The sequence below is a fragment of the Paenibacillus sp. FSL L8-0638 genome (assembly GCF_038593075.1).
Taxonomy (GTDB): domain Bacteria; phylum Bacillota; class Bacilli; order Paenibacillales; family Paenibacillaceae; genus Paenibacillus; species Paenibacillus polymyxa_D.
Genome location: NZ_CP151960.1, coordinates 1,445,244 through 1,457,910 on the forward strand (window position 1 = coordinate 1,445,244; position 12,667 = coordinate 1,457,910).

The 12,667-nt window shown below is 42.3% G+C and carries 9 protein-coding genes; 7 read left to right on the plus strand and 2 right to left on the minus strand.

Features of this window, described 5'->3' with window-relative positions; translation table 11 throughout:
* Nucleotides 1–108: 108 nt before the first annotated feature.
* The 4 genes from MKY35_RS06530 (at nt 109) to kdpC (ending at nt 5,408) form a co-directional block, all read left to right on the plus strand.
* Nucleotides 109–504 (plus strand): hypothetical protein, encoded by a 396-nt coding sequence (locus MKY35_RS06530; protein WP_023987603.1) that lies wholly within the window; start codon nt 109–111, stop codon nt 502–504.
* Nucleotides 505–915: 411 nt separating this feature from the next.
* Nucleotides 916–2,592, plus strand: coding sequence for a potassium-transporting ATPase subunit KdpA (gene kdpA, locus MKY35_RS06535; RefSeq protein ID WP_342445921.1), 1,677 nt, complete (start codon nt 916–918; stop codon nt 2,590–2,592).
* 37 nt (nt 2,593–2,629) lie between these two features.
* Nucleotides 2,630–4,660 carry a potassium-transporting ATPase subunit KdpB gene (kdpB, locus tag MKY35_RS06540; RefSeq protein WP_342445922.1) on the plus strand — a complete coding sequence of 677 codons (2,031 nt, stop codon included), beginning with the start codon at nt 2,630–2,632 and terminating at the stop codon, nt 4,658–4,660.
* 19 nt (nt 4,661–4,679) lie between these two features.
* Nucleotides 4,680–5,408 (plus strand): potassium-transporting ATPase subunit KdpC, encoded by a 729-nt coding sequence (gene kdpC / locus MKY35_RS06545; protein ID WP_342445923.1) that lies wholly within the window; start codon nt 4,680–4,682, stop codon nt 5,406–5,408.
* Nucleotides 5,409–5,538: 130 nt separating this feature from the next.
* Here kdpC and MKY35_RS06550 read toward each other — a convergent pair whose 3' ends face one another.
* Nucleotides 5,539–6,747, minus strand: coding sequence for an MFS transporter (locus tag MKY35_RS06550; RefSeq protein WP_342445924.1), 1,209 nt, complete (start codon nt 6,745–6,747; stop codon nt 5,539–5,541).
* A 13-nt stretch (nt 6,748–6,760) separates the two neighbouring features.
* The gene (locus MKY35_RS06555) at nt 6,761–7,303 is read right to left on the minus strand and encodes a PadR family transcriptional regulator (protein ID WP_025716185.1); all 543 of its coding nucleotides are present in this window, start codon (nt 7,301–7,303) and stop codon (nt 6,761–6,763) included.
* 521 nt (nt 7,304–7,824) lie between these two features.
* Here MKY35_RS06555 and cysE point away from each other — a divergent pair.
* From cysE to MKY35_RS06570, 3 genes are read left to right on the plus strand one after another with little or no spacing between them, the layout of a single operon-like run.
* Complete coding sequence (gene cysE / locus MKY35_RS06560) at nt 7,825–8,397, plus strand: serine O-acetyltransferase (RefSeq protein ID WP_342445925.1); 573 nt, start codon at nt 7,825–7,827, stop codon at nt 8,395–8,397.
* Nucleotides 8,398–8,420: 23 nt separating this feature from the next.
* Entirely contained in the window at nt 8,421–9,428 is a 1,008-nt protein-coding gene (locus tag MKY35_RS06565) for a SagB/ThcOx family dehydrogenase (RefSeq protein WP_342445926.1), read from the plus strand.
* Nucleotides 9,429–9,465: 37 nt separating this feature from the next.
* The gene (locus MKY35_RS06570; RefSeq protein ID WP_342445927.1) at nt 9,466–12,651 is read left to right on the plus strand and encodes an amino acid adenylation domain-containing protein; all 3,186 of its coding nucleotides are present in this window, start codon (nt 9,466–9,468) and stop codon (nt 12,649–12,651) included.
* Nucleotides 12,652–12,667 lie beyond the last annotated feature (16 nt).

Genomic DNA, 12,667 nt, shown 5'->3' on the forward strand with positions numbered 1-12,667 from the left:
CGTGTGCAGCCATGGTTTATTTTATCATGGATATGTCAGAAGCCGGAGGAAAGCCTTTTTCCTTCGGCTTCTTTTTGTTGTCTTTTTATACCGGGAGAGGAGCTACTGATGGAAGGTCGGTTAATTATTGTCACTGCACCGAATGAAGCGGGCAGAAGTTTTGTGAAATTGCTTATTTTCAAAAAATTGGCGTTTGCAGTTCTCACGAATAGCGCCCAGGAGGAACGACAGCTCAAAAAAATGGGTGTGGAGCACATTGTCCGCATCAATACCATGCAAGCGGGAAAATGGAATTTTCCAAAAAAAGAAATTGGTAGTGTGTATTTGTTCGAGAACAGCTTGAATCTGACTTGCCGTTTCCTGCAAATATGTCGACCACTAACATCGGAATCGATCTATGTTATTACACACGGCTGTAATCCACAAGGAATTTATCGGGGATTGGGAGCGGACCATGTGATCTACACATTGAACGGAGAGGTGGGTTTTCTGCTGAACGGATAAGCACTTATGACATAGTTGTTTTATGATTTTATGATGGAATAAGAATGGCGATCTGAGGATCGATACGGAGGGTATAAACATGATGGATATATACATGCTGCTCGTCATGGCTGTGAGTTATGGAGTGATACTGCTGTTTGTACGCTGGTGTGATGCGCAGACCTCTAAAGGAGGACGAAGAGGATGATCGTTATACTCGGGCTTACGGCTATTGTGTTTATGTATTTAATCTACGCACTCCTGAACCCTGAAAAGTTCTAGTCACTTGTAGGGATAGAGCGGGCGGGAACAACAGATCTGAACATTAAAGCATCATTGGTAGCAGGTTTTCGCAAACGTGTGCACTTCATAGATGGTCTGAATCGGGTCTGTTGTTCCAAACGCAGGAGCATTTTGAAGGAGGAATAGAGGATGGAGCTGCTTCAAATTGGAATTGTGATCGTTATATTGCTGCTCTTGGTTAAGCCAATGGGTACATATATGTATCATGTATTCTCGAATGAACCGAATCGGACGGATCGGATTTTTGGCAGAACAGAAAAGCTGATTTATAAGGTAGTAGGCTTGAAGAAAGTAGAGAGCATGCGTTGGACTACGTATGTTATGAGTTTCATTGCTACGAACGCCGTGCTTGTGGCAATCAGCTACTTGCTGTTGCGTTTACAGGGAATGCTTCCCGGTAATCCGACTGGAAACAGTAATATGGAAGCATCACTAGCTTTTAATACGGTAATCAGCTTTATGACGAATACGAATCTCCAACATTATAGCGGAGAAAGCGGGCTTACGTATCTGACACAGATGGCGTTCGTCACGATGATGATGTTCACTTCGGCTGCTTCCGGTTTTTCGGTTGCTGCGGCTTTTATGAGAGGATTGACGCGGCGCGGTGAAGGGATGGGCAATTTCTTTCAAGATTTTATTAAAGCCATTATAAGGATTTTCCTGCCGCTGGCCTTTGTGCTTACGCTGGTGCTGGTGGGATTGAAGGTACCACAGACGCTACAGCCTACGGCGGATCTTACGACGCTGAGCGGAACACAACAGCAAATTTCTATGGGACCCATTGCTTCTCTGGAGTCCATCAAGCATTTGGGAACAAACGGGGGCGGTTATGCGGGAGCTAACTCTGCGCATCCTTTTGAAAATCCAAGTCCTTGGACGAACGTGCTGGAAATTTTGGCAATGTGGGTAATGCCGGCTTCGTTGCCGTATACCTTTGGATTGTTTGCCCGTAATCGTAAGCAGGGCTGGATTATTTTTAGCTCCATGATGGTATTGTTTCTTATTTTTCTATCCATTACGTATGTGTCTGAGAAGACAGGTAATCCGTTAATCCAGACACTGGGTGTGGATGCTTCTCAGGGAAGCATGGAAGGGAAAGAGGTTCGTTTTGGCATCGGACAATCGGCCTTATTCACTGCGGTCACGACAGCGGCAACGACAGGTTCGGTCAATAATATGCATGATACACTAACCCCACTGGGTGGTATGGCTGCTTTGGGAGAAATGATGCTAAACGTCATTTTTGGCGGCAAGGGTGTCGGGCTGATGAATATGCTGATGTATGCGATTTTGGGTGTGTTTATATGCGGACTGATGGTCGGGAGAACTCCGGAATTTATGGGAAGGAAAATTGAAGGCAAGGAAATGAAGCTGATCGCCATTGCCATTTTGGTACATCCGTTTCTCATTCTCGCCCCAACTGCGCTTGCGTTTATGAGTCATTGGGGATATGATGCGGTCACTAACCCTGGCTATCACGGGTTGACTCAGGTGCTCTATGAATATGCGTCATCTGCTGCGAATAATGGTTCGGGGTTTGAAGGTCTTTCAGATAACAACGTATTCTGGAATGTTACAACGGGGATGGTTATGTTCTTCGGACGATATGTATCTATGATTGCATTGTTGGCTGTGGCGGCTTCGTTGAATGCCAAAGCACCGACTCCGGTGACGACGGGGACACTGCGCACGGACAACAAGTTATTTGGAGCCATTCTGATCGGAGTCGTGCTGCTGATTGGTGCGTTGACCTTTTTACCTGTCATCGTATTGGGACCTGTTGCTGAATTTTTGACTATGTGAAGAAGAAAATGAGAATGGATGAACGGGGTGTTTGACCATGAAGGAACAACGCAAACACATGCTGGACAGAAGCATCTTGAAGCATGCGATCAAGGATAGCTTTATAAAATTAAATCCGATGATGATGATGAAAAATCCTGTCATGTTCGTCGTGGAGATCGGTACATTGGTCGTGCTGCTAATGTTACTGTTTCCCGGTTATTTTGGAACTGACAAGGAAATGGGCTTTAACCTGGCCGTGTTTGTTATTCTGTTGTTTACGTTGCTTTTTGCCAATTTTGCCGAAGCGCTCGCGGAGGGGCGGGGTAAGGCACAAGCTGCCTCTTTAAAAAAATCCAAGCAGGATACGCAAGCTAACAAGCTTGTCGGAAATGACATTCAGGTGGTTAGCTCAACCGAGTTGCGTAAGGGGGACGTAGTTATTGTCTCCCAGGGCGAAATGATTCCAAGCGATGGTGAGGTCATTGAAGGTTTGGCTTCGGTGGATGAATCTGCAATTACGGGAGAATCGGCTCCGGTCATCAAGGAATCGGGTGGTGATTTTTGCTCGGTAACCGGCGGAACGCGAGTGGTTAGTGACCGGATTAAGGTGCGGATTACGACAGAGCCGGGCGAGACATTTATTGATAAAATGATTTCGCTCGTGGAAGGCGCTCAGCGGCAAAAAACGCCGAATGAGATTGCGCTGAACACTTTGCTGATTAGCTTGACGATTATTTTTCTAATTGTGGTGGTTACGCTAGCGCCGATTGCCCGTCATTTTAACATTGATTTGCCTGTTCCTGTGCTGATTTCGTTGCTAGTCTGTCTGATTCCAACCACGATTGGAGGACTGTTGTCAGCCATCGGGATTGCCGGTATGGACCGGGTCACCCAGTTTAATGTACTAGCCATGTCAGGCAAGGCGGTAGAAGCTTCTGGGGATATCAACACGATGATTCTGGATAAAACAGGTACAATCACCTTCGGGAACCGGATGGCGAGTGAATTCGTGCCTGTAGAGGGCGTGGAGAAGGCAGAGCTAGTGAAGTGGGCAGCAATTAGCTCTATGAAGGATGAGACGCCAGAGGGTCGCTCGGTTCTCGAGTTGATGCGCAAACAGGAGCATACGTTGGATGAATCCTTGGCGGCAGGTGGAACCTTTATCGAATTCAAGGCGGAGACCCGGATGAGTGGCCTGGATCTGGCCGATGGACGAAAGGTACGCAAGGGCGCAGTGGATTCCGTTCGGCAATGGATCGTATCGCAAAATGGCAGTGTTCCAGCCGATCTGGAAGAAAAAGCGAATCAGGTAGCCTCTGAAGGAGGTACACCGCTGGCAGTCGCGCTAGATGATCAGATATACGGTATTATTTATTTAAAGGATACAGTGAAGCCAGGCATGAAGGAACGGTTTGATCAGCTCCGGGAAATGGGTATCCGTACGATCATGTGTACCGGAGATAATCCGCTGACAGCAGCTACAATTGCACGGGAAGCGGGTGTGGATGACTTTGTAGCTGAGAGCAAGCCGGAGGATAAAATCGCGGTTATCCGACGTGAGCAGGAACAGGGTAAGCTGGTTGCCATGACCGGAGACGGCACCAATGATGCACCTGCGTTGGCGCAAGCCGATGTAGGTCTTGCCATGAATAGCGGCACAGTCGCGGCCAAAGAAGCGGCTAATATGGTGGACTTGGATTCCGATCCGTCCAAAATTATTGAGGTGGTCGCGATCGGCAAGCAACTGCTTATGACGCGCGGAGCATTGACAACGTTCAGCATTGCGAACGATGTTGCCAAATATTTTGCCATCATCCCGGCGATGTTCATGCTAGCCATTCCACAAATGGGCGCTTTGAACGTCATGGGGCTTGGCTCCCCGCTGTCCGCTATTTTGTCGGCGTTGATCTTTAACGCGGTTATTATTCCGCTTTTGATTCCGCTGGCCATGAAGGGCGTGAAGTATAAGCCGATGAGCTCGGATCGCCTGCTGGGACGGAATTTGCTGATTTACGGTCTGGGCGGTATGGTCGTACCGTTTGTCGGTATAAAGGCCATTGATTTGCTGGTGCATTTGTGGATTTAGCGCAGAAAGGGTGAACGACATGAGTGGTTTTTATCGGATGATGTCTGGACGCAGATTTGCTGCACACGAAAAAGCTGAATCTGGCGGACAAGGTCATAACAAACATACAGGGACCGGGACTGTGGCGGAAGGACAACCGGAGAGACAAGAGATGCGAGGAAGTACAGTTATTGGAGTGGCTTTGCGAACTTCGGTGCTGATGATTCTCTTGTGCGGTTTGGCATATCCGCTAGCCAGTACAGGAGTAGCGCAGGTCCTGTTTCCGCAGCAAGCAAATGGCAGTATGCTCCGTGACGCGGAGGGGCGGGTGGTCGGCTCCGAACTGATTGGGCAGTCTTTCACTGATTCGGCGTTTTTTCAAGGTCGGGTATCGAGCGTTGATTATAATGGGGTTGGTTCAGGCTCTAGTAACTACGCACCGTCGAATCCGGCCTTGATACAGCGAGTCAAGGACTCTATTGCGGATTGGCAGAAGCATAACCCGGGTGTACCCGTCAGTCGGGTTCCGGTGGACCTGATTACGAACTCCGGCTCCGGTCTAGACCCACACATCTCGCCACAGGCGGCATGGGTGCAAATTCCGCGCATTAGCGGCTTGACGGGTATCCCGCAGGATCAACTGAGAGCACTGGTGCAGGAGCAGACAGAAGGCCGCAGCGCCGGCGTGTTCGGCGAGCCGCGTGTCAACGTGCTCAAGCTGAATCTCGCGCTTGAGGCGCAAATGAAGGTAGAGCCTGCCAAGCCATAGATGGATCAAAAAAAGGTATTCCTGAGCGATAAGCTTGAGGGATACCTTTTTTCAGGGGTTTGAATTCTGTATAATGGAAAATATGAAATAAAATGTTTTATCATTTATGTGGATATGAATTTTTGTTCACTTATTTACTTAGCTTTACATTGCTTGATGAATTTTTGGTTTTCCTTAAGGCTGAAGCGAGTACGAACATGTATATAAATACAATAATGCCTATGATTAAATAAGAGAACTTAATATTCATTAGATCCGTGAGAGTACTGCTCAAAATAGGGCCGATCATTAGGCCAATCGAGTATGCCGTGTTATAGAGTGCAAAAGTAATTCCATAAGAATGAATTCCACTTCGTTGAGAGATATCAGCAAGTTGAGGTAAGCAGGGAGCAAGGACCATACCCATGCTAACCCCTAAAATAGCTAAAATAACAGCTTGAAGCGATAATATTGCTGGAAGTGCAGTTAGAGGAAGTGCGATGGATACCATAAGTAGACCGAGGAGAATTCCATTTTTATAGCCGACTTTACTAGAAAACTGTCCTATAAAAGGTGTTGCCAGGCCATAAGCAAGCGTGGGAATAGCAAATAATAATCCAATAATTCCTGGGTTAGCGCTAAATTTGTGCTGTAGGTGTAACGGTAATGTTGGCTCAAGTACGCTTGGGATGGATGCGCCGATAATCACCACTCCAATAACCAAAAGCAAATCTCTATTTTTCATGAACGAGAAAGGGGAAATATACTTTTCATTTTTCGCTTCCGGAATATCATGCAGGAGAATTAGTCGAAGTACAGCATCGATGACGGCCAAGGAGATGGCAAAGTAAAAAGGAAGCTGGTAACTTCCCCATTGATACAACCAACCGCCAATAGTCGGTCCGAGAAGGGTTCCGGCGGCTTGACCGGATAATGCCAAGCCCATAGCTTTACCACGTTCTTCAGAAGGGTATAGATCAGCCAAGAGAGCGAGTCCTGCTGTCCAGGTCATTGCGGCTGCTATTCCCTGAAGAGCGCGTGCCACTATAAGTAGCCAGAAAGTGTGGGCTATGGCAAACATAAAAGTGGAGGCTATGAGTCCAATTAACCCCCATAATAGAGGTGTCTTTCTCCCAATCCGATCCGTTAATAGGCCAAAAACAGGTGTAGCTATAAATAATGCGATTGCATAACTGCTGAATAAAAATCCGATTTCAGTTTGAGTTGCGCCCAGAGAATTTGCATACCTTGGCAAAATGGGAACGACTAATCCATAGATTAACATATCAATGAATACAGCTAATCCGACAACAATTAGTGCAGCTTTTTGCTTATTTTGTACTCCTTTACTCAGTTTCATTATTATATCCTCCTCATAAATTTCTTCTGATTTCCTCTTTAATTTGTTTAACAAATTTTAATTGAAGCTCGCATTGATCATAAATATTTCTGAAAATTAACATGACGTTTACGGGGATATCCATAAGTTCAGCTTTTTGTTCTTGCCCTAGTTTCATTTCTTTATAGATTTTTTCGATGGCTTGCTGCTGAAAACTTAAAGCTTCTTCAATTTCATGGAGCCCAGCCTCATCCATAAAAGTTAAAGCTGTGTACAGTGCTGTTGGAAACACAACAGAAGATTCTTTAAATGATTCGATTAAAAGCCGACTAAACTCACTTTTTCCAGCCTCCGTGATAGCATATATAGCTTTGGACCGGTTCCCTGTCTGTTCTAACGTTTCTAACTGTACAATTCCTTCTGAATCCATTTTTTTTAAGGCATGATATATGGAAGCTGGTTGCACATAAGCCCATTTATCCGTTTGTGCTGATTGCATTTTCTGTTGTATTTCGTATCCTGACATTGCTCCATATTGCAGCAAGAGCCCAAGAACCATCACACGTGTTGTACTCAAGATGATATCTCCTCCATAACTTTATTGCTAAATGTTTTATACTAAATATTTAGTAAAGGATTATAGTCGGATTATATCATTACAATCCAATGATGTAAAGGTTTATTGCCTACATGCATTCCTCACTATGCCTCTTCAAAAGGAGAGCCATGCTAACGAAATTAATCGGCCTTGGTCTTTGGAGACACTATGGTTGGCCTCAACATCGGAGTTAGATAAGCGGTCCCATTAATCCCTTTATTTTTAGGATAGTTTTTTACTGATTAAGTCTGATGAAATTATAATAGTTTGCGATTATAAATTTAGCCTGAAAAACATTAATTCAATATTTACTTTACGAAAATATGGAGGTAGAATATTTCTTGTGTAACATACTAAATATTTAGTATTTTATATTTTTTAAAAAATGTATAGTTATTAATGTTTTCTATTCTCTTAGAAAGGAGAGAACATATGAGCAGTTTATAATGATGCATACATTTACATCGGAAAGGTGCTTTCTGCAAGGGGAGTGATCCGAAATGTTAAGCAAGTTGATCAAGGATATCCGGTTTATTAGAGAATTGGACCCAGCGGCAAATAGTTGGCTAGAAATACTATTATGTTATCCAGGTTTTCATGCTTTGATATTCTATCGATTATCTCATTTCCTTTTTGAGGTTCATTTGTATTTATTTGCACGAATGTTATCTAATTGGGGACGATTTTTTACGGGAATAGATATACATCCAGGTGCAAAGATGGGAGATGGGATTTTTATAGATCATGGTATTGGAGTTGTAATAGGTGAAACTGCTGTAATAGGGAGCAATGTGACGATATATCAGAATGTTACTTTAGGAGGCACTGGGAAAGATGTGGGGAAAAGACACCCCACTATTGGAAACAGGGTTGTTATAGGGGCGGGAGCCAAAGTGTTGGGCCCTATTACAATTGGCGATTACTCCAAAATAGGAGCAGGTGCAGTTGTGTTAAAAAATGTTCCTGCCAATTGTACTGTTGTTGGTGTTTCGGCAGGCATAGTGAAATGGAACGGGTATTCTTTCATAAAAAACAACCAGCATAATAAGTCAGTGGTCAGATATCTTAAATGATCATATTTAGAGGAGGAACTATTATGCATAAGCAAGTCCCTGTGAAATTATCCAAATTAATCCATAATGAAGCGGAGTATTTCTGGTCTCCATCCGTTCGTTGGTGCAAAACAGAGGATGCTGTTGAAATTGAGCAATCCATATTCTCTGGTATAGCACTTGAATTATTTCCTGAATTGTACTACATAACGCAAAAAGGCATAAAGCTGGAATCTCTTATCGAGCATTATTCTCATTTAGATCAGGAACTTCTTGTTGATTTTATTAAACATTTAATTAATGAACGTATATTAGTAAATTTTATTTTATCCCCTCAAGAGCTCCTTTATCCGCATAATTATCTTGTACACAACCCTCACCACGAGGACACTTTTATTGATCCGGAACGATACAATCACTTCAAACAAAAACAGCTAGAACGCACATTTTCGAATGTAATGGATTATGATCTTCCTTTAGAGGATGTTTCTTACCCGGAAGAGATTGTTAATCGCAGATCTTTTCGTGATTTTGATATAAATCGCAAACTTTCATTTAAAACATTTTCAAAGCTAATCTCTGTTTTTAAGCAGACGATAACGAATGGCGAGATTCGCTATTTCTATGCAACCGATGGTGGATTATATCCAATCGATATATTCATTTATGTTAAGGATGCCCGTATAGAAAAGGTGAAGGCAGGCTTATATTACTATAATCCTGTACGTAATATGCTTCAAATGGTAAGCAGCGCCTGTGTTATCACACAAGAAGCGCATTATGCCCAAAATCAAGAAATATTTAGCACATCAGCTTTTTCCGTATTTATGGTTTATAACAGCGAGGTTACGATGCCAAAGTATGGAGGAATGGGCTATTTGTATGCCGCTATCGACTGTGGAATTATGGTACAACTGTTGACTCAAGTAGCTGAGCTGGAGCAGGTGGGGCTGTGCTCAATTGGTGATATGAATTTCCGTAAAATTAAAAAATATTTCAAACTAAATTCCAGTCAGGTTATGCTGCACTCTATTGAAGTTGGACTCAAGTAAATAGAACGATGGAACCTCGGCAGGGAGGAAAAACAATATGACTATCCACAGTCTATTTGAAAAGCAAGTAGTAGCTAATTCAGATCATCCCGCTGTTGTCAGTTGTGAAAATTACCTAACTTATCGCCAATTAAATGAAAAATCCAATCAATTAGCTGAAATATTGGTTGAGCACAATGTTTGTACTGGTTGTATTGTCGGAATTATGATGGAACGCTCTGTCGATATGATCATTGCAGTATTAGCAGTGCTTAAATCTGGAGGAGCTTATTTGGCACTTGATCCAGGTTACCCTGAGGAGAGAATTAAATTCATGCTGAGTGACAGCAATGTGAAGTTGCTACTTACACAACAGCACTTAAAATCTCCTAATCATCCGGGACTAAGTAAATTAACAGTGACTGAACAGTTGTATTCCAATCGTTCGACCAGCAATTTGGAGCGGAATGTTTGCTCAAGCGATCTCGCCTATCTAATCTATACATCAGGTTCAACAGGGCAGCCTAAAGGAACCTTATTAGAACATAAGGGAATTGAAAATTTACAGTTAATTTGGGCAAATAAATTCCATATTACTTCAAAAGATCGAATTGGCCAGTTCGCCAGCTTTTCTTTCGATGCCTCTGTTTGGGAAATTTTTATGGCACTTTTTAATGGGGCGACCTTATATATTATTCCTCAGGAAATAATACATCAGACCCTCGATTTTGAGTCCTATGTTTCAGAAAATATGATTACTGTATTAACATTACCTCCAAGCTATGCTGTTTATTTGGAAGCTTCGCGTATTACGAATTTAAGGTTGATGATAACAGCAGGATCTTCATCATCCGGTAATTTGGTAAATCAATGGAGTCCGTATACAACTTATGTGAATGCATACGGGCCCACGGAAGCGAGCATATGTGTTTCTTTATGGGTGGCTCCTTCAGCATATTTTGAAGGTAATTCAGTTCCTATAGGCTTGCCATTGCCGAATACGCATTTTTTTATTTTTGATGAGCAACTGAACCCTGTTGATTCTGGAAAAATCGGGGAACTTTTCATAAGCGGATGTGGGCTGGCAAGAGGCTATTTGAATCGTCCAGAGCTTACTAAACAAAAATTCATCCAACATCCAACAATTCCGGAATTAACAATATATAGAACCGGTGATTTAGTTCGGATACTTCCTGACGGGAATTTGGAATATCGTGGGAGGACGGATCAGCAAGTAAAAATACGTGGACATCGGATCGAATTGGAAGAAATCGAAGTGATTCTTCTTAAACATAAAGAAATCACAGAAGCAGTAGTGCAGGCTATTCAGGATGAGCAGGATCAGTTGCAGTTGTGTGCGTATTATGTAGCCCAAAATACGATAAGCACAACTGAGTTGCGTCAGTTTATCAAGCAAGAATTACCGATTTATATGATTCCAACCTATTTTGTTTATTTATCTGAACTTCCTATGACCATTAATGGAAAAGTGGATCGAAAAGCTCTTCCTATGCCAACTAGGGATTTATCAAGCCAACTTAATCATCATCAGCCTCGCACTGATTTAGAAGAACTTTTATGCCTACTAATGAGTGAGGTTCTTGGTGTAGACCAGGTGGGTATATATGATAACTTTTATGATTTGGGTGGTGATTCAATTAAAGCCATTCAATTATCTGCAAAGTTGAACTTCCATAATCTAAAGCTCAGTAGTCATCATCTTTTAAAACAACCTACTATTGCACAATTTGGTCAGTCCATTCAACAGATTCACCGTAAGAGTGACCAAGGAAAAATTTTGGGGAATGTTCCCCTTACCCCTATTCAGCATTGGTTTTTTACAAAAAAGTTAACTGATAAGCATCATTGGAATCAATCTGTTATGTTTTATAATCCAGAACGGTATGAAACAGAAGCATTGCTCAGAGTTTTGAGAACATTGGTTGAGCATCACGATGCGCTTAGAATGACTTACCAAATGGAGGGTGGCATTCTAAAGCAGATGAACATGGACATGAATCCTGAAGTATTCAGCTTCAATATACTCAACGTGCCGTATGAGGATGAAGAGCAATTTATTATCAACCAAATTTCGGAGATTCAAGGGAGTAAAAATCTAGAAAGAGGTCCATTAGTACATTTAGAGTTGTTCAGATCCAAGGTAGGAGATCATTTGTTGCTGTCCATACATCATTTAGTGATGGACGGAATTTCATTACGTATATTAATCGAAGATTTGACAAAGTCCTATGAGCAACTTATTGAGAGGAGACAGGTTGTACTACAGGAGAAAACAGATTCATTTCAAAGATGGGCTGAGGCATTAGAAAATTATTCATGTAGCGAGGAGGTAGTAAAACAAATTTCTTATTGGCTGGATTTTGAAGCAAGAGTTAATCAGGAATCGATACTGTGGAAGAGAGAACTAGTACAGAGGTCAACACAAAGGAACAAACGTAATTTAAAATTCGCTCTGTCAAAAGAAAACACAAAATGGCTTCTTGGTCAAGTTCATCATGCATATAACACCGATATAAATGATGTTTTGATAACTGCTGTAGGAATAGCTCTGTATGACTGGCTTAAAGTCAAACAAGTTGTAATCAATATGGAATCCCATGGCCGTACTGATATTTTACCTGATATGAATATTACTCGTACAATCGGCTGGTTTACATCTCAGTGCCCCGTACTTCTATGCATGCATGATTCTGACGATTTGTCTGAGTGGATTACAAAAACCAAAGAGAATCTTAGAACTATTCCAAATAAAGGATTGGACTATGAGGTACTAAAATATCTTAGCCCGGAACATCTGAGAGCGCCTTTGATATTTTCTATTGAGCCAGAAATTAATTTTAATTATTTAGGTCAACTTGACCAAATCTCGAATTCTCCATATTTCCAACTCTCTCCTTACAGTAGTGCAGCTTCCTTTGGACCTGAGGGATTAGGGAATATCAGCCCTAATAATGAACTGTGTTATGCACTTGAAATAACAGGATTTATCACGGGGGATCAATTGCATCTTTCTATCGGCTATGATAGTGCACGAATTAGTGGACAAGAAATCCAACATTTGACGGAGGGATATGAAAAGCAGCTTATCAAGGTTATTCAGCATTGCATAGACAAGAAGGAGCAGTTGCGCACTCTAAGTGATTTTACATTAAAAAATTTAAAGGAAGAGGATTTAGATATGATTTATGATGTACTTCTCAGTTCCTTGAATTCTAAACACTAGATTAGGCAGGTGAGTA

Bases quoted from the DNA above. Each gene is read 5' to 3' on its own strand.
- kdpC (WP_342445923.1), top strand. From the start codon at position 4,680: ATGAGTGGTTTTTATCGGATGATGTCTGGACGCAGATTTGCTGCACAC.
- kdpB (WP_342445922.1), top strand. From the start codon at position 2,630: ATGAAGGAACAACGCAAACACATGCTGGACAGAAGCATCTTGAAGCAT.
- MKY35_RS06565 (WP_342445926.1), top strand. From the start codon at position 8,421: ATGCATAAGCAAGTCCCTGTGAAATTATCCAAATTAATCCATAATGAA.
- MKY35_RS06570 (WP_342445927.1), top strand. From the start codon at position 9,466: ATGACTATCCACAGTCTATTTGAAAAGCAAGTAGTAGCTAATTCAGAT.
- cysE (WP_342445925.1), top strand. From the start codon at position 7,825: ATGTTAAGCAAGTTGATCAAGGATATCCGGTTTATTAGAGAATTGGAC.
- MKY35_RS06550 (WP_342445924.1), bottom strand. From the start codon at position 6,747: ATGAAACTGAGTAAAGGAGTACAAAATAAGCAAAAAGCTGCACTAATT.
- MKY35_RS06530 (WP_023987603.1), top strand. From the start codon at position 109: ATGGAAGGTCGGTTAATTATTGTCACTGCACCGAATGAAGCGGGCAGA.
- kdpA (WP_342445921.1), top strand. From the start codon at position 916: ATGGAGCTGCTTCAAATTGGAATTGTGATCGTTATATTGCTGCTCTTG.